Genomic DNA, 15,857 nt, shown 5'->3' on the forward strand with positions numbered 1-15,857 from the left:
GTTTAACCGAAAGCGTAGCCGAATGTGGCGCTAAGCCTCAGCCGCTTCCTCAACTTTAGGCTCTGCCGGGGTTTCCACTTCCGCCACAACGGGCTCTCCTTCTTCTGGTTGGGCTGTTTCAGGCTCAGCGACAGCAGCCACTTCAGCAACAAGCTCAGCAGCCTCAGCTTCAGCAGTTGCAACGGCAGGCTCTTCAGCTACCTCAGGGATCCCAACTTCGGGCTTAGCCATGGCCGGGATCCGAATCGATGCGACGACCCCACCTTCGCCCGCTTCCAACATGTTGTAAATGCCCGCTTTTTTGAGGATTCCTTGCAAGGTATCGGTGGGCTGAGCGCCGCAGCGCAACCATTTCAGCAGGCTACCCGTTTCCAAAACGGTTTCCTTGGTGCGGGGGTTGTAGTAGCCCAGCTCCTCCAGTGGACGGGCTTCACGGCGAGTTTTACTCTCGATGGCGATGATGCGATAGCTGGGTTGTTGCTTCTTTCCGTAGCGCTTGAGCCGCAATTTTACCATGGGGTGATCTGCTCCTTAGGGGTGCTCCGCAAGCTGTAGAGAATCAAAGAAAGGGAGGAAAATAAACGAAGAAGTATTCGACTCGCCAAGTCTGCCAAAGCTCCCAGGTCTTGGCGGTTCGGCGAATAAACACAGGCTTTCTATTCTAAGCGATTTTTTCATGGTTGAAAAACACCCATACCAGTTTCAGAGAGCAAGCTTCGTGGCAGAGTAAATGAGGAAACACACATTCAGCCGGTAGCCATCATGGTCAACTACGCCGATCTCACAGACGCGCAGCGCCAGCTCTACCTCAAGGCTCTGATCGCAGTAGCCCGAGTGGATGGCCAATTAGACGAAGAGGAAACCAGCTTTTTTACCCAAGTGGCGGAAGGAGTAGGGTTAGATGCCCAACTGGCTCAAGCCTATTTGACCGATGAAGCGGGGACAGCTTTGGATATCAGCGGGATCCCGGCCATGCGTAACCCGGTGGGGGCACTCATTTTGCGGGATCTGGCGGCGATGGCGGTGGTGAATAGCGAATTGGTGGAGAAAGAAGAGGCGCTAATCTTTGAGATCGGCAAAGCAATGCAGTTCAGCGTTGAGGAAGTGAACGAGTTTCTCGATTGGGCCTTTATGGGGCTGCAGTGGCAACTGAAAAGTACGGCTTTGCTGGAACGTTACGCCTAAGTAGACTTGACCAGCTCATCCAATAAAGCGATCCAAGGCCCGTTGCAGTTCTTCGAGTTCCACTTCGATATTGCCGGTTTCGATGGCATGGCGGATGCAATGGCTAATGTGGTCATCCAAAATCAGCCGTGCCACCCGATCCAGTGCCCCCTTGACGGCGGCAATTTGTAGCAGTACATCCGGACAGGGCTGATCCTGCTCGATCATGGAGCGGATCCCGTGTACATGCCCTTCGATACGCGCTAGGCGATTCACCAATTTGCGGCGTGACTGCGGGTCATGCTGGTGGGGGTGAGCCCGCCCAGACAAAGGTGGCTGTTCCAAAGCCAGTTCCCAATCTTCCTGCCAATCGGGTTCCGGCTGCGTAGGGATCGGGGGGGCAGAATGGGAGTGGAAGGGGGGAATGGGATCCGGCATAGAACAGGCGAGATGCTGTTTGCATGATACTGCTCGGTTTCCCCTGAGAACGATGGGGTGCTCTACAATAAGAAGAGATATGAAATTTTGTAAAACCTCTCATACTGCGGCTCCATGACCTCTGTGCTTTCCCCTTTTGGCCCTGTAGAAGCGGATCTGGAGCGTTTACGCCAGAACCTAACCCGGTTGGTAAGTGCCAAACACCCAATTCTGGCCACAGCTGCCGAGCACCTCTTTTCGGCGGGGGGGAAAGGGATCCGACCGGCGATCGTCCTGTTGATCGCCCGTGCCACCACCCCGGATGGGGAAATTACCCCACGGCATTGGCGCTTGGCGGAAATTACCGAGATGATCCATACGGCCAGCTTGGTGCACGACGATGTGATCGACACAGCCGATGTGCGGCGCGGCATCGATACGGTCAATACCCTCTTTGACAATCGGGTGGCGGTGCTGGCAGGAGATTATCTGTTTGGGCAGGCCGCTTGGTACTTGGCCAATTTAGACGATTTAGAGGTGGTGAAGCTGCTCTCCAAGGTAATCATGGATCTGCCGGAGGGAGAGGTGCGCCAGAGCCTGACTCGCTTTGATCCAGATTTGTCGATGGAAGACTACCTGGCCAAGAGCTTTTACAAAACCGCTTCGCTCATGTCCGGCAGTTCCAAAGCTTCAGGGATCCTGAGCGGCGTAGATCCTGAGGTGGCGGAGCGATTGTTCGATTTTGGCCGTGACCTGGGGATTGCCTTTCAAATCGTCGATGATTTGCTGGATTTCACCGCCTCGACGGAGGCACTAGGCAAACCGGTGGGATCCGATCTCAGCCAGGGCAACCTGACCGCGCCTGTCCTGTTTGCTCTACAGGAGTTTCCCCAAATGCGGGAGCTGATTCTGACTGAGCTAGTCGATCCACAAGCCCTGAAGCAAGCCCTAGAGTGGGTGTATCAAAGCCAAGGGATCCCGCGCTCCCGTCAGTTGGCCCGCGACTATGCTCATCGGGCTGCCGATGCTCTGCACAGTTTGCCCGACTCCCTAGCCCGGCGTGCCCTGTTTCAGATGGTGGACTACGTGCTGGAGCGGCTACGCTAAGGAGTTCCTGTCGGGATCCCATTCCATGATCTCAGGCCAGAGCGTTAGCGCTCAGCTGCCCCCATCTTGAGGGGGAAGATTCCTCACTTGGGCTTCTGAAGGCAACTCCGGATACTCTTGTGTGGCGAAGAAATGCAGGCGATTCGGGGGCCAAAAGCGGAAGATGGTATTGCCGATAATGTTTTCTTCTGGCAAAAAGCCCCACACATGGGAGTCTTGGCTGTCGTTGCGGTTATCCCCCATCACAAAATAGGAAGCAGGCGGCACTACAAAGTCGGATCCCTGAGCCCTCACCCCTGGGCAGCGATCGCCGGGACAAGAGTAGTTGGGCGGGGCATAGATATAGTCTTCCTGGAGGGGGATCCCATTGATGAAGACCTCGCCATCGTCAATGCGAATGCGATCCCCTGGCAGACCGATCACCCGCTTGATGTAGGCACCATCGAAGTTCAACTTAGCGGGCGGGTTGAAAACAATGATATCGCCCCGTTGGGGGGAACCAAAGCGGTAGCTCACCTTTTCCACCACCAGCCGATCTCCTTCCTCCAGCGTCGGCAACATCGAATCCGACGGGATCCAGCGTGCTTCGGCCACAAAGGTACGAATGCCAAAGGCCAGCAATAGCGCCAACAAAATGGTTAGCAGGTTCTCCCGTTGGCTCTGCCACCAGCTGCGGGATCCCGAATGGGTAGGAGGCTTCGATTCCGGCAGCTTGGGCTGGGGCAGAGAAGCAGGATCTTCTGGCGGCATGGATACTCAACGCACAAGACTTCACGATCCCAAGATTATCGCACCCAACTTAGATCAGCAGGATGGGATCCCGTCCCATTCAACCTACACTGGAGGGCCAAGTGGCAATGAGTTGTGCAGAATCAGTATCTTCTGATACATTGTCCTAATGGCCAACCCCCCTGAGAATTTGACCTTAAGATTTCAACAGAAGAGCGCCTAGTTTGGGTGGAAAAGTTCACTTGCTAGAATTCAGTTTTTCCCAATCCTGTTGATAGGCGGCGATCATCTGAGCTTGGACTTGAATTGCTGTCAGGGTTTCCGTCATCAGGGGCCAGTCGGTATTGGGGGGGCTGGGATACTGCTTTAACTTATCAACCGTGCTGCTCAGGGTCATTTGCAGTTGTTGCAGCATTTGATGGGCTTGTTGTGCCAGCGCCAGAGTTTCTGTGACACGGCCATTGTTCTGGTTCTGCTGATATTTCTGTAGGGCCTCCCCCCGCAAAATATTCAGGATTGCCCCTTCCTTAGAGCGCTGTAGGATCACCCGCAACTGCAACACCAAAGGTTCACCTTTATACATCCGCTCCACTTCCGCCTGCTGGGGTTCTCCAATCAAGTCAGGATCCAAGGCCATCATCCGCTTCATGGAGGCCAACAATTTGGAGCGCACCGATTCGGAAAGTTCTCTGAACAGATCCCGCAAAATGCCCTGCTGACGATAGCGCACTCGACACAACACCCCCTCTTGGGGCTCCACAAAAATTTGATCGGCCTTCTCGTCTAGAGCCCGTCGCAGCATCGAGTTGAGCAACTGCTGAACTGTTTCTTCCGATTCGCTTGGGGGGGCAGGGGGAGAGGTTTGGCTAGCAGGAGACGGTACAGCCGGAGCCATCTGAGTTTCTGGCCCACCTTTGGGAGTGGGCACCTCTCGGGTAACCCGGTTGGCTTGAGCTTGCAACCGCAATTGAGCCACCTCTGCCGGATCAGGGGGATGGCTGAAGTAGTAGGCGATCAGATCTTGCTGCTGTTCAAAGGTGAGGGGGATCGGCTCGACCGAAATTTGCGAGTAGGCCAGCATTTTGCCCACATAGTCCAGCGCCGCCAAATCCTGGGGATCCACCATGCCCAAAATCAAGCTGTCGGTATCCAGGGCAACCGGCACCACCTGATAGTAGATGCAGATCTCGACGGGCAGATACTGAGCAATCAAGGCCGGTATCCGCGTCCGGTCGATTTTGGTGTGTCGTCCTACCGCCAGAGAGGCATCTGGATCAGTCATGGCAAGCCCGGATCCCGCGTAGGCGAGACATCGTTCCTAATCACTGTAGTCTATGGAGCGATGTGTGATCCCCATCGCCCTCAAGACTCGTCCAACCGGCTCAAATTGACTAAAGTGTAATATTAGGACGACTCTTAATCCTCTCACTACAAAAGAAGCGAAGGCCTTGTTAAGTCTTGGAGTCAACATTGATCACATCGCCACTGTTCGACAGGCGCGCCGCACGGTAGAGCCCGATCCGGTGGCAGCAGCGGTGATTGCGGAGTTGGCAGGCGCGGATGGCATCACGGTGCATTTGCGCGAAGATCGCCGGCACATTCAAGATCGGGATGTACGCCTGCTGCGGCAAACCGTGCGTACCCACCTCAACCTGGAAATGGCGGCTACAGATGAGATGGTGGCAATTGCCCTTGAGGTCAAACCCGACTATGTCACGTTGGTGCCGGAGCGGCGGGAAGAAGTGACCACCGAGGGGGGCCTGAATGTGGCCGGGCAGGTGTCGCGCCTCAGCGATGTGGTGGGCCAGTTACAGGGATCCGGCATTCCCGTTAGCCTGTTTGTCGACCCGGATCCGACCCAAATTGCGGCAGCCGCCCAGGTGGGATCCCAGTGGATTGAACTGCATACGGGGCGCTATGCTGAAGCCTCCTCAGCAACCGAGCGGGAGGTGGAGCTCAATCACCTGGAAGACGCCAGTCATCAGGCTATCGACCTGGGCCTACGGGTGAATGCGGGGCATGGGCTTACCTACTGGAATGTCGGCCCCGTGGCACGGATCCCGGGCATGGAGGAGTTGAATATCGGCCATAGCATTGTCAGTCGGGCGGTACTGGTGGGGTTGGACCGGGCGGTACGAGAGATGCGTCAAGCAATGGGATTAGGCTTTGGGGTAGGCCCGACATGAACTCGGATTACTACGGCTACGAAAACCACATTCTCGAGCAGGCTGAGATTGATCGTCTGTTGGATCTGCTCCCTGCTAGCATGCGGGAGAGCGTGAAAATCTTGCCTGCCTCAGAGCGGCAAACCTTGGTGATCAAAGGTCGTCGGCAAATGCCTTGGGATCGGCAGATGCAGCTGTTCATTAAGCCCTATGAGTGGCGACAATTTACGCCAGTACAGCGGGCGGGGTTGTTCCTACACAAGGTGGGCTACTACAGTCGGGCAGTGTCGCGCCAGATCGACTTTTACCTGGCCGTGGCGGCGCTAGGGGGGTTGAGCTTGATCTTCGAGGCTGTCCAACAAGATCCCGTGGGGGCGACGGTTTCGGGGGGCTTGAGTGGCTTGGCCCTCTGGCAGTTGCGCCGCGATCAAACCAATGACCGACGCTTGTTGGCTGCCGATGCCTATGCGGTCGATCGCATGGTGCTGCGGGGGATCCCTCGACTACAGGCGGTGGAAGCCCTGGGACAGGCTCTGCACGTGGAGGCGCGCTTGGAGGGGCGCTCAGGCAATGAGCTGCTGGATATGTTGCGCTACCAAAATCTGAAGCGGTTGGCCCAACGTCCGGCGGAAGATATCGTGCTGAGCTGATTTGGGGCAGATGTTATCGCCGTCACGACTGGGATCCCTGGTGGGGCGAGGGGCCTGGGGACAACATCTGTTGCAGGTGGCCACGACCGATTCCACCAACCGGCTGCTTCTGGACTGGGGCCGTCATTTTCCCCAGCCGCTCCCACTGGGCACCGTTTTGGTCAGTACCCGTCAACGGGCTGGGCGGGGACAACATGGACGGGTTTGGCAGTCTGAGCCGGGGGGGCTGTATTTGTCGGTATGGCTGGGCCCGCCAGGACCCGGCAAGTGGGAATCCCCAGAATCGGATCCCTCGTTGCTGGAGCTGACTTTGGCTTTGGCTTGGGGAGTTGTCAGGCAATTGCGGCAAACCCTGGGGATCCCGCTGGGGTTGAAGTGGCCGAATGATTTGGTTGTGGTGGATGAGGAGCATTCTGAGCGCTTGCTAAAGCTGGGGGGGATACTACTCCAGAGTCGCTTTGGTGGGGCAGGACAGCTGCTGGGTTTGGTGGCTGGCTGCGGGCTGAACCTGAATAACGGAGTGCCACAGGGGGCGATCTCGTTGTCACAACTGCTGGGATCCCGGCAGGATCGCACTTGGGTGGGATCCCTGGTTTTGCGGGGTATGGAGCGCGGCTTCCGCACCTGGCAGCAGTCGGGGTTCCAGCCCATTCGCTGGGAGTATGAGAGCTGGATGATCCCCACGCAAGTCGATTGGCCAGAAGCAGAGGCTGTCGCCACGGTTTTGGGCCTTGCCGAGGACGGGAGGATCCGGGTACAACCACAAGGGGAGCTACATTCCCAACAGCGGCAGTCCATTCTGACGCTTTCGCCCGACCAAGTGCGTTTGAGCTATCACATTCCCGTTCGCGGCAGCCTGTAGTTTTTCTCGTGTGGCCTGTGTTGAAACTGGTGATGGATCCCCTATTCGCGGCCTTGCGGCTCTCTTTTGCGCGATCTCGACAGTTGCGACGGCTAAGCTTTGGGCTGGGGCTGGGGCTATGTCTGCTCTGGTTTTATCCCAGTGCCCTTTTGGCGCAAACTCAGCCGGAGAGCCTACCTCCACCGCCTGTGGTTGAGCCGGCTTTAGATACCCCTGGAGCGGCGGCCCTGCTTCTAGACGGAGCCATTCCGATGCCAGAGACTTCTCTAGAAGCTGCAACATCCCCCGCAGCAGCCGATGAGCCCCTGACCCTGGAAGCCGAAACCCGTACCGAGACGGTGGTGGGTCGGGAAATTGTCATCGAGCCGGAGGAAACCCGCCACTTGGCTGCTCCCCCGGATTCCGGCGACCCAACTGGGGTGCCGATTGTGCTGATGGAACGAACCTCCGGTCGGCGCATCATCATTTCTCCCGGACAAGAGATTCGCATTGAGGATCCCAGCCAAGTCCAAGAGGCAGACCCCGAACCTCCGACCCGACCAGAGCTAGCAGCAGGGGATGAGCGGTTGTTGTATCCCTTACCGCGCCCTGTGCCGATTACTTCCGGGTTCGGCATGCGCATGCACCCGATTCGCGGACAGCCGGAGTTTCATGCTGGTGTAGATTTGGGGGCCAGCATGGGCACACCGATCCTGGCCTCCTTCAGCGGCAAGGTGGTGGCTTCTGGATCGTTGGGGGGATTGGGGATTGCCGTGGTACTGGAACACGCGGGTCATCAGCGCACTCGCTATGGCCACATGTCTGAGGTGGCAGTGGCTACTGGAGAACGGGTGGAACAGGGATCCGTGATTGGCTATGTGGGTGCATCTGGGGAGGTGACCGGGCCGCATTTGCATTTTGAGCTGTGGAAGCGGGCCACCGCTCAAGACTGGGTGGTGTTGGATGCCACAGATGACCTGAAGATCGCCGTGGCTCAGTTACCGGGTTAGCAGTGCCTGAGTTAATATCAGTGAGTGGGATCCCGGTTGGATCTGGTTTTTGCGGACGTGGCGGAATGGCAGACGCGCTAGACTTAGGATCTAGTGCCGCAAGGCGTAAGGGTTCAAGTCCCTTCGTCCGCATAGGGATTAGGCCTGTTTAGGGCTAGGGTCAGGATCTCAGTATCCACATTGCCTCCGGAGAGAATCACCCCGATCCGTCGTCTGGGCAAAACTATTTTTTGGGCCAGAAGAGCGGCAATTCCGACTGCACCCGTCGGTTCAATCACCAGCTTCAGGCGCGTCAGCAACAGCTGCATCGCACGTAGAATGTCGGCATCGCTTACCAGCACCACCTCATCCACATAGCGCTGAATGACGGGGAAAGTGTGTTGCCCCGGATAAGAGGTACGAATGCCATCCGCAATGGTGTTGGGCACCGGGATCCGCACTCGTTCCCCTTTTTGCAAAGACAGAAAATAATCGTTGCCGGTCTCCGGTTCTACCCCATAGAGGCGCATTGTGGGGTTGAGAGCCTTAGCCACCAGCGCACAGCCGCTGAGCAACCCGCCGCCACCGAGGGGCACTACCAACGCATCCAATTCCGGCACCTGCTGCAAAAACTCCAGCGCACAAGTCCCCTGCCCGGCCATAATGCGAGGCTCATCATAGGGTGGAATGAGAAGGGATCCCTGTTCGGTCGCGATTTGCTGGGCTAAAACCTCTCGGTCTTCCGTTTGCCGGTCGTAGAAGCGAATTTGCGCTCCATAGCTTTGAGTGGCTTGTATCTTGGCCTGCGGGGCATCCTCCGGCATGACAATCGTGGCCGGGAGCTTGAATTCTGCTGCCGCAATTGCTACCCCCTGAGCGTGGTTTCCAGAAGAAAACGCCACCACTCCCTGCTGAAGGGATCCCTCTTCTAGGCTGGCGAGAAAGTTGAGTGCCCCGCGCACCTTGAACGAGCCGCCCCGCTGAAAGGACTCCGCTTTGCAAAACACCTGAGCACCCATCCGACGATCTAGGTAGCGGCTGGTGTGAATGGGGGTACGGTGGACTCGCTGGCCAATCCGGCTCTGAGCCAAACAAACATCCTCCAGGCTAAGCATGACCTAGGCAGGGAAGATCACCTGCAGAATCTGTTCAGCCGGAATCGAATCGATTACCCCATCAGCGGCAGTGACCGCCCGAAAAGGCCCTTCTGATGGCAATAACCGCGTCGGATCGGTGGGACCAAACAGAGCCACCAGAGGGGTTTGAGTGGCAACTGCCAAGTGCATCGGGGCACTATCCGTACACAGCAGCAGCGTTGCTCCTGCAATCAGAGCCGCCAGTTGTCCCAATTGGGCAGGCCGACTGACCCACAAATCCGGCAGCTGCGATAGGAAGCCATCCGCCAGCTTTTCATCCTCTGGCCCCAACACCAACACCAGGGGCAATTCGGGCCGTTTTTCCCGGAACCCCTTGATCACCTTCACCCAGTTGGCGGGGGGGTAAACCTTCAGGATCCCTTTTTGTAGCGACAGTTGGCTGGCTCCGGGGTGCAGCAGCACGTAGTCTTTGGCCGGATCCCCAAGGAGGCGCTTGCGTTCTTGTTCTGCCCATTCCAAGTGGCTCTTTTTCAGGCGAATTTGCGGGATCCCAGCCTTGGAGAAAATGCCAAACCCCTGCAACAGATCGTGGTACATTTCCGCTGCATACTCGGCGGGTTTCAAGGGCACCGGATCGGTGAGCCAGGGCTTTCCTGGGGGGGCATATCCCACCCGCTTCGGGATCCCGGTCAACCAGAGCAGTAGCTTTGCGCCCATGCCTTTTCCCAAGCTCAGCACCGCATCGTACTGACGCTCCCGAATCCGCCCTAGCAAATCGCTGAGATCTCCCAGGGAGACTTGTTCCTTGAAGGGGAAGGTCAACACCTTGTTCACCGAAGGGCAGATCTCGTAGGCGGAAACCGCCCGAGGCTCCACCATCACCTCAATCTCAGCCTCCGGAAACCGTTGCCGCAGGCCTGCCAAAGTGGGGAAAAAGAGAATTTGGTCGCCGATCCCTCCAGGGACAAGGGCAAGAATTCTGGGTGCCAAGGGGGCACTGCCGCGAACTTGTGGAGAAGCAACCTGCATAGAGCATCCTGATAGATGGCCATATCCAGCCGATGGGATCCCTGACCAGGGACATACCGCGTTAACTCTATCTCAGATTCGGATCGGGATGGGATCCAATCGACACACCAAGAAGATAAGCTACGAAAGAACGATCTAAAGTCAAACCCCGCATGGCCAGTGCCAGTCCAGAAAGTCGGCTTGATCGAATAGAGCAACTGCTTGGGCAAGAGGCTGAAGCAATCCGGCAACTTCGTCAAACCCAAGCCGAAGAGAGTGAATGGATACGTTTAGCTCAAGAGCAAGAGAGTCAGCGGATTTGCCACATTCGGGAACAGAATCGGGCTGAAGAACAAAAGCTCATGTCCGATTTGCGAACCCAACAAGCACTCTTGGATGAGAGCGTGGCAGGAGTTATCCCTGCTGTTGAGGATAGGCACAAAGCTCTACTGGAATTTGGCCAGGTGATTCCCGAGGCAGTTGAAAAGTTAAGAGCTTCTCATCGTAGGCAGAATCACATCCTTGATGATTGGATGGGGCAGCAACCTCCCCGAGAGGGAGAGCCATGACGGATGAACCTATCCCACTTTTGGATTTGACCCTGCAATATCGTGCTCTGGCTAGTGAGCTTCAGCCTCAGGTGCAAGCGCTGCTGGCCTCTGGGCAATACATTGGTGGGGCTGCTGTCCGGCATTTTGAGGAGCTGTTTTCCCAGTTTTTGGGGGGCGGGGATCTGGAGACCATTGGCTGCAATTCTGGAACGGATGCGTTAGTGCTGGCCTTACGGGCCCTCGGGATCCAGCCGGGGGATGAGGTGATCACCACGGCCTTCAGTTTTTTTGCCTCTGCCGAAGCGATCGATCTGGTGGGGGCACGCCCCGTTTTTGTGGATGTGGATCCCCATACCTTTAACCTCGATCCGGCTCTCCTGGAAGCCAAAATTTCTCCGCACACCAAGGCAATCATCCCGGTGCATCTGTTTGGTCAAGCAGCCAACATGACCGAGATTCTGGCGATTGCACAGCGGTATGGATTGGCGGTCATTGAAGATTGTGCCCAAGCGGTTGGGGCCTGCTGGGGGGGCAAACCCGTGGGTGCCTGGGGGGATGTGGGCTGTTTCAGCTTCTTCCCCACCAAAAATCTGGGGGCGGCTGGGGATGGGGGGGCAGTGGTCACCCGCAACCCGGAATTGGCCCGCCAAGTACGCATCCTCAAGGAACACGGCCAAGCTCGGCAATACCAACATGATCAAATCGGTATCAACAGCCGCCTCGATGCGCTGCAAGCGGTGATTTTGTCGGTTAAGTTGCCCCATTTGCGGGAATGGAACTGGCGCCGGCAGGGGATTGCGGAGGTTTACCATCGCCTATTGCAAGGGATCCCTGGCTTGATCCTGCCCAGGGTGGCGGTGGGAGGGAACTCCGTTTGGCATCAATATACGGTGCGGGTTGCCGGGGCTGACCCGACGGATCCCCATCGCCGGGATTCTTTACAACAGCACCTGAAGGATCGGGGCATTAGCAGCCGTATTTACTACCCCATCCCCTTACATCGACAACCGGTGTACCAAAAACTGGGGTATAAACTTGGGGATCTGCCCCACGCCGAAACCTGTGCGGCCCAGGTCTTATCTTTGCCCTGCTTCCCTGAACTGACCACCCAACAACAAGAACGTGTGGCGGAGGCCATCGCAGAGATGCTCAGAGAGGAAATGGGTTTATAACTCTTGAAGTTAAAATCTTGAAGTAAAAAACCTCGATTGTTGCCGAGAAAATAAGTCCATCCTTAGCTGTTGGGCGGGTAGACCAGAGGGCGTTCCTAGCCCCGCGCTCTATCCCGCAGTCGTAGTACCGAGATTTTAGGGTTGGAGCACTGCAATGAATCTTGGTAGGTGGAGAAAAGCCTAGCTCTGAAGGTCATCCATCGGTAGGATATGGGATCAATTGCGGATCGGGTCAGCCGCCTGGCTTGAGTTCGGCCTGTGTTCACGCTCTCATGTTGCAATTTTTACTGACCTTGTTGCTCTTTCTCGGATGCTCGCTGAATGCCTCATGCCACTCCCGCTTCATCCACGCATCCCGAATCCCCTCTCGTCCCCATCCGGATTCCGTTCCTACCCCAGCTCGGCCCCATCCAACTTTCGCTGGTCATTCCCACCTACAACGAGGCCTCTAGCATTCGCGACCTAGTCAGCCAGTTGTGCGCCCACCTGGATGCCAACCTGTTTGGGGCCTATGAGCTGATCGTGGTGGACGACGATAGCCCCGATTACACAGCCAAGCTGGCTCAGGAGCTGCAACAGGAGTTCCCGCAATTAAAAGTGATTTGTCGCCATCAGGAACGGGGCTTAGCTACAGCCGTGCTGCGAGGGTGGCAGGCCGCTCAAGGGGAAGTGTTGGGGGTGATTGACGGGGACTTGCAGCATCCACCGGAGATGATCCTCAAGTTGTGGCAGCAGATGCAAAGGGGAGCAGACTTGGCAGTGGGCAGCCGCTACGCGGAGTCAGGCGGGGTAAGCTACTGGAGTTTGGGCCGACGCATTATTTCTCGTGGAGCACAACTGATTGGGTTGGCCGTCCTGCCAGGGATCCTAGGGCGTGTTTCGGATCCCTTGAGTGGGTTATTTCTGGTTCGGCGCAAATCCATTGCCGGGATCCCGCTCAACCCCAAAGGCTACAAGCTGCTGATCGAGGTGCTGGCTCGGGGCAAAGTGGGAACTATCGAAGAAGTTGGTTATATCTTTCAGGAGCGCCAAAACGGCCAGAGCAAGATCCAACTGCAAACTTGTATTCAGTACCTGCACCATCTCATTTACCTGCGCTTCTCGTTAGGGCCATTAGGATCCTTTTTGCGCTTTAGCACGGTGGGGCTTTCCGGTACCTTTGTGGATATGGCTTTGCTCTATTTGCTGCATGACCCAACCAATTTGGGCTGGGGTCTCATGGCCAGCAAACTGATCTCTTCAGAAGTCGCTATCCTAAATAACTTCCTTTGGAATGATCTATGGACGTTTCGCAGTGTAACCAAGCTGCAACCCGGTGCATTGAATCGGCTGAAGCGACTGGTCAAGTTCAATATCATCTGCCTGATTGGCCTGTCGCTCAACTCTTTGTTGTTGATTTTGCTGAGTGAGCGTCTCGGCATCCATTACCTGTTAGCCAACCTGATCGCCATCGGTATCGTCGTGTTTTGGAACTTTTACCTGAATTTCAAACTGAGTTGGCGAGTCACGGAAGTCAAACCTAACCCTGACAAGAACAACCTCTAAGCCACAAAGCTATACCAGCAGAAGGCAGGTTAACTCTACGCTGACCTGCCTTTACTAGTTTAGTAATGAATAAATGTAGCAATGAACAAATGGATCCCAAAGACGAACTCCAGAAGTGAACCTGAAGACCCTAATAGCAGTGAAAGGAAACTACCACTTCGGCTTAGGAATTTTGATTTGAGGAGTCAAGGGAATCACCGCTGATGCGATTGTACTAATTGTAGCAATTACCGCAGTAGCAATTACAGCTTCACCACCCGCTACAGCTTCCAGCTCTTCATCAGAGAGTTCACCCGCATCTTGACGCTGGGAGAAATCAGCTTGGCGCTTTTGCACTTCTTCCCAAAGCTCATCAGGAGTCACTTCATAGCCCTTGCTAATGGCTAGCTGGGCGGCAGCACCCCGATCATCCTCAGCTTCCAGAGCCTTGGCTAACTCTTCTAGCAGAGAAGCATCTTCACCAACCTTATCCAGGAACTCAGCAGCAGCTTGAGTGCTCATATTGAAGATCCAATAAACGAACAAAGATAATCTACCATCAAACAGTCGGAATCGATTGTTAAGAATTGTCTGAGATCTAAGATATAAGATAATAGAGAGGGCAAACTCCTACGTCAATCGAGGTGGATGTAGACTACCACAATAAAGAAACAGGCAGGCCAGAGAATCTCTAGCCTACCTCTTAAGTATGTATCCATAGAAAATAGAGCAAGTCAGTCTCTTGAAGAAAAACAGACTACCACTTCGGCTTAGGAATTTTGATTTGAGGAGTCAAGGGAATCGCCGCTGAGGCAATAGTACTAATGGCACTGATAATTGCGGTAGCAATTACAGCTTCACCACCCGCTACAGCTTCCAGCTCTTCATCAGAGAGTTCACCCGCATCTTGACGCTGGGAGAAATCAGCTTGGCGCTTTTGCACTTCTTCCCAAAGCTCATCAGGAGTCACTTCATAGCCCTTGCTAATGGCTAGCTGGGCGGCAGCACCCCGATCATCCTCAGCTTCCAGAGCCTTGGCTAACTCTTCTAGCAGAGAAGCATCTTCACCAACCTTATCCAGGAACTCAGCAGCAGCTTGAGTGCTCATATTGAAGATCCAATAAACGAACAAAGATAATCTACCATCAAACAGTCGGAATCGATTGTTAAGATTTGCTTGAAGTCTGAGAAAACGGACAGCTTGTGAGAGGCTGTGCGCTCTATCAGCCATTCCTACACAAAGAAGAAAATTATCACTTGGGCCGGGGTAAGGCCCAAGTAACCCTAAAGGAGATGCCAGCGATGGGGTAATTGCAACCTCTCTAGCAACAGACTTTAGCTCTTCATCAGACAACTCACTTTGATCTGACTCTCAGCTTGGCGCCTTTGCACCTCCGCCCGCAATTCATCCGGGATCACTTCATAGCCTTTGCGAATGGCTAGCTGAGTCACAGCTGCACGATCATCCTCAGCTTCCATCGTTCGTGCCAGTTTATTCATCAAGTCCTCATCCTGGGCCACTTTTTTTAGGAAACCACCAACTACTTCTAAACTTATAATTTTCATTCACTCCCTAAATAGATATGCAGTTCTCTTGTAGTTCTCTGCCGACAACCCACAACAGTAAATCGCAAAACTGAAAATGCCTATAGGGTAACTCAGAGAAGATATTTCTCCAAGTCACCCCATCAACTTATCTCACTCAGGTCTCATTCTAAATTAGAGAATTTCTAATTAGAGAATTTCTACCACTTGGGCTTAGGAATTTTGGGCAAGGGGAAAGGAAGTCCACCACCACCGCCAGGGAATCCTGGAAATCCTGGGATCGGGAAGAGGAATCCACCAGCCACAGACTCCAATTCTTCATCACTCAATTCGGTACCTGCTTCTGATTGGCGCTTTTGGACTTCCGCCCACAATTCATCGGGGGTTACGTCATAGCCTTTGCTAATAGCTAGCTGAGCCACAGCCGCGCGATCGTCCTCAGCTTCCATTGCCTGTGCTAACTCACCCATCAAAGCCTCATCCTCTGCAACCTTCTTGAGAAAGTCGTTAACAGCTTCTGCACTCATGGCAAATACCTCAAACTAGCCTACGAGTGAACTATAACACTGGCAACCCAATTTCAGTCAAAGGAAAGGTTAAGAAACTTTTGTGTTGTCGGCCTCAAGACATATTCGGTAAAATTAGCCTCTAGAACCTACAAATCCGCAGTATTCTGACTGGTTCGTTTAGTTTAGAAACCGATTTCGATGAAGAATTGAAGAAGAGGAAGATTTTGACAAGGGAAGCTTCATTAAGGCTTTATGCAGCTATTTATTTCCTGAGATGCTGGCATGATAACATCAAGATAATATCAAGCGCTATTCCACTAGGTTTTCATGAGTCGGCCTGCGGGTAACTTGTTTCCAATGTATCCAAAATGTTGTTCTGATGGAGTTTA

General features: G+C 54.7%; 19 protein-coding genes and 1 tRNA gene. 10 read left to right on the forward strand and 10 right to left on the reverse strand.

The window, feature by feature from the left end; genetic code table 11:
* Nucleotides 1-30 precede the first annotated feature (30 nt).
* Nucleotides 31-516: a 30S ribosomal protein S16 gene (rpsP, locus tag L1047_RS01450; RefSeq protein ID WP_235276858.1), complete on the reverse strand. Its 486-nt coding sequence runs from the start codon at nt 514-516 to the stop codon at nt 31-33.
* A 246-nt stretch (nt 517-762) separates the two neighbouring features.
* Here rpsP and L1047_RS01455 point away from each other — a divergent pair, with 246 nt between their 5' ends.
* Nucleotides 763-1,185 (forward strand): TerB family tellurite resistance protein, encoded by a 423-nt coding sequence (locus tag L1047_RS01455; RefSeq protein WP_235276860.1) that lies wholly within the window; start codon nt 763-765, stop codon nt 1,183-1,185.
* A gap of 15 nt (nt 1,186-1,200) precedes the next feature.
* On the opposite strand, the gene L1047_RS01460 is transcribed toward L1047_RS01455, so the two are convergent.
* Nucleotides 1,201-1,602 carry a metal-sensing transcriptional repressor gene (locus tag L1047_RS01460; protein WP_235276861.1) on the reverse strand — a complete coding sequence of 134 codons (402 nt, stop codon included), beginning with the start codon at nt 1,600-1,602 and terminating at the stop codon, nt 1,201-1,203.
* 114 nt (nt 1,603-1,716) lie between these two features.
* Between L1047_RS01460 and sds the strand changes: the two genes are divergently transcribed.
* Complete coding sequence (sds, locus tag L1047_RS01465) at nt 1,717-2,688, forward strand: solanesyl diphosphate synthase (protein WP_235276862.1); 972 nt, start codon at nt 1,717-1,719, stop codon at nt 2,686-2,688.
* A 51-nt stretch (nt 2,689-2,739) separates the two neighbouring features.
* Here sds and lepB read toward each other — a convergent pair whose 3' ends face one another.
* Nucleotides 2,740-3,438, reverse strand: coding sequence for a signal peptidase I (lepB, locus tag L1047_RS01470; RefSeq protein WP_235276863.1), 699 nt, complete (start codon nt 3,436-3,438; stop codon nt 2,740-2,742).
* 217 nt (nt 3,439-3,655) lie between these two features.
* Nucleotides 3,656-4,699, reverse strand: a complete 1,044-nt coding sequence (locus L1047_RS01475; RefSeq protein WP_235276864.1) for an ATPase, T2SS/T4P/T4SS family — start codon at nt 4,697-4,699, stop codon at nt 3,656-3,658.
* Nucleotides 4,700-4,865: 166 nt separating this feature from the next.
* Between L1047_RS01475 and L1047_RS01480 the strand changes: the two genes are divergently transcribed.
* The 5 genes from L1047_RS01480 (at nt 4,866) to L1047_RS01500 (ending at nt 8,215) form a co-directional block, all read left to right on the forward strand.
* Nucleotides 4,866-5,603, forward strand: a complete 738-nt coding sequence (locus L1047_RS01480) for a pyridoxine 5'-phosphate synthase (RefSeq protein ID WP_235276865.1) — start codon at nt 4,866-4,868, stop codon at nt 5,601-5,603.
* Nucleotides 5,600-6,232, forward strand: a complete 633-nt coding sequence (locus L1047_RS01485) for a DUF3318 domain-containing protein (RefSeq protein WP_235276867.1) — start codon at nt 5,600-5,602, stop codon at nt 6,230-6,232. Before L1047_RS01480 ends, L1047_RS01485 begins: the two co-directional genes overlap by 4 nt.
* A gap of 10 nt (nt 6,233-6,242) precedes the next feature.
* Nucleotides 6,243-7,094, forward strand: a complete 852-nt coding sequence (locus L1047_RS01490; protein WP_235276869.1) for a biotin--[acetyl-CoA-carboxylase] ligase — start codon at nt 6,243-6,245, stop codon at nt 7,092-7,094.
* A gap of 17 nt (nt 7,095-7,111) precedes the next feature.
* On the forward strand, nt 7,112-8,083 hold the full coding sequence (locus L1047_RS01495; protein WP_235276871.1) for a M23 family metallopeptidase: 972 nt from the start codon (nt 7,112-7,114) through the stop codon (nt 8,081-8,083).
* 51 nt (nt 8,084-8,134) lie between these two features.
* Nucleotides 8,135-8,215, forward strand: a tRNA-Leu gene (locus L1047_RS01500).
* Here the strand turns inward: L1047_RS01500 and L1047_RS01505 are convergent.
* Complete coding sequence (locus L1047_RS01505; protein WP_235276873.1) at nt 8,197-9,153, reverse strand: threonine ammonia-lyase; 957 nt, start codon at nt 9,151-9,153, stop codon at nt 8,197-8,199. The two genes, L1047_RS01500 and L1047_RS01505, sit on opposite strands and share 19 nt — an antisense overlap.
* Nucleotides 9,154-9,180: 27 nt before the next feature.
* Entirely contained in the window at nt 9,181-10,188 is a 1,008-nt protein-coding gene (locus tag L1047_RS01510) for a glycosyltransferase family 9 protein (protein ID WP_235276875.1), read from the reverse strand.
* A 152-nt stretch (nt 10,189-10,340) separates the two neighbouring features.
* Here L1047_RS01510 and L1047_RS01515 point away from each other — a divergent pair, with 152 nt between their 5' ends.
* From L1047_RS01515 to L1047_RS01525, 3 genes are all read left to right on the forward strand, one after another.
* Entirely contained in the window at nt 10,341-10,736 is a 396-nt protein-coding gene (locus L1047_RS01515) for a hypothetical protein (RefSeq protein WP_235276877.1), read from the forward strand.
* Complete coding sequence (locus L1047_RS01520) at nt 10,733-11,890, forward strand: DegT/DnrJ/EryC1/StrS family aminotransferase (RefSeq protein ID WP_235276879.1); 1,158 nt, start codon at nt 10,733-10,735, stop codon at nt 11,888-11,890. The genes L1047_RS01515 and L1047_RS01520 overlap by 4 nt, the downstream gene beginning before the upstream one ends.
* Nucleotides 11,891-12,211: 321 nt before the next feature.
* Entirely contained in the window at nt 12,212-13,435 is a 1,224-nt protein-coding gene (locus L1047_RS01525) for a glycosyltransferase (protein ID WP_235276881.1), read from the forward strand.
* 150 nt (nt 13,436-13,585) lie between these two features.
* On the opposite strand, the gene L1047_RS01530 is transcribed toward L1047_RS01525, so the two are convergent.
* The 4 genes from L1047_RS01530 to L1047_RS01545 form a co-directional block, all read right to left on the reverse strand.
* A complete protein-coding gene (locus L1047_RS01530; RefSeq protein WP_235276883.1) occupies nt 13,586-13,936 on the reverse strand; it encodes a Nif11-like leader peptide family natural product precursor in 351 nt (116 codons plus the stop codon).
* A gap of 235 nt (nt 13,937-14,171) precedes the next feature.
* Nucleotides 14,172-14,768, reverse strand: coding sequence for a Nif11-like leader peptide family RiPP precursor (locus L1047_RS01535; RefSeq protein WP_235276885.1), 597 nt, complete (start codon nt 14,766-14,768; stop codon nt 14,172-14,174).
* Nucleotides 14,750-14,980 (reverse strand): Nif11-like leader peptide family natural product precursor, encoded by a 231-nt coding sequence (locus tag L1047_RS01540; protein ID WP_235276887.1) that lies wholly within the window; start codon nt 14,978-14,980, stop codon nt 14,750-14,752. Before L1047_RS01540 ends, L1047_RS01535 begins: the two co-directional genes overlap by 19 nt.
* Nucleotides 14,981-15,159: 179 nt before the next feature.
* Complete coding sequence (locus tag L1047_RS01545) at nt 15,160-15,486, reverse strand: Nif11-like leader peptide family natural product precursor (protein ID WP_235276889.1); 327 nt, start codon at nt 15,484-15,486, stop codon at nt 15,160-15,162.
* Nucleotides 15,487-15,857 lie beyond the last annotated feature (371 nt).

Origin of the sequence: Synechococcus sp. Nb3U1, assembly GCF_021533835.1 — a bacterium.
Lineage (GTDB): Bacteria > Cyanobacteriota > Cyanobacteriia > Thermostichales > Thermostichaceae > Thermostichus.

Bases quoted from the DNA above. Each gene is read 5' to 3' on its own strand.
- L1047_RS01455 (WP_235276860.1), top strand. From the start codon at position 763: ATGGTCAACTACGCCGATCTCACAGACGCGCAGCGCCAGCTCTACCTC.
- L1047_RS01525 (WP_235276881.1), top strand. From the start codon at position 12,212: ATGCCTCATGCCACTCCCGCTTCATCCACGCATCCCGAATCCCCTCTC.
- sds (WP_235276862.1), top strand. From the start codon at position 1,717: ATGACCTCTGTGCTTTCCCCTTTTGGCCCTGTAGAAGCGGATCTGGAG.
- lepB (WP_235276863.1), bottom strand. From the start codon at position 3,438: ATGCCGCCAGAAGATCCTGCTTCTCTGCCCCAGCCCAAGCTGCCGGAA.
- L1047_RS01545 (WP_235276889.1), bottom strand. From the start codon at position 15,486: ATGAGTGCAGAAGCTGTTAACGACTTTCTCAAGAAGGTTGCAGAGGAT.
- L1047_RS01510 (WP_235276875.1), bottom strand. From the start codon at position 10,188: ATGCAGGTTGCTTCTCCACAAGTTCGCGGCAGTGCCCCCTTGGCACCC.
- L1047_RS01460 (WP_235276861.1), bottom strand. From the start codon at position 1,602: ATGCCGGATCCCATTCCCCCCTTCCACTCCCATTCTGCCCCCCCGATC.
- rpsP (WP_235276858.1), bottom strand. From the start codon at position 516: ATGGTAAAATTGCGGCTCAAGCGCTACGGAAAGAAGCAACAACCCAGC.
- L1047_RS01520 (WP_235276879.1), top strand. From the start codon at position 10,733: ATGACGGATGAACCTATCCCACTTTTGGATTTGACCCTGCAATATCGT.
- L1047_RS01490 (WP_235276869.1), top strand. From the start codon at position 6,243: ATGTTATCGCCGTCACGACTGGGATCCCTGGTGGGGCGAGGGGCCTGG.
- L1047_RS01540 (WP_235276887.1), bottom strand. From the start codon at position 14,980: ATGAAAATTATAAGTTTAGAAGTAGTTGGTGGTTTCCTAAAAAAAGTG.
- L1047_RS01515 (WP_235276877.1), top strand. From the start codon at position 10,341: ATGGCCAGTGCCAGTCCAGAAAGTCGGCTTGATCGAATAGAGCAACTG.
- L1047_RS01530 (WP_235276883.1), bottom strand. From the start codon at position 13,936: ATGAGCACTCAAGCTGCTGCTGAGTTCCTGGATAAGGTTGGTGAAGAT.
- L1047_RS01475 (WP_235276864.1), bottom strand. From the start codon at position 4,699: ATGACTGATCCAGATGCCTCTCTGGCGGTAGGACGACACACCAAAATC.
- L1047_RS01485 (WP_235276867.1), top strand. From the start codon at position 5,600: ATGAACTCGGATTACTACGGCTACGAAAACCACATTCTCGAGCAGGCT.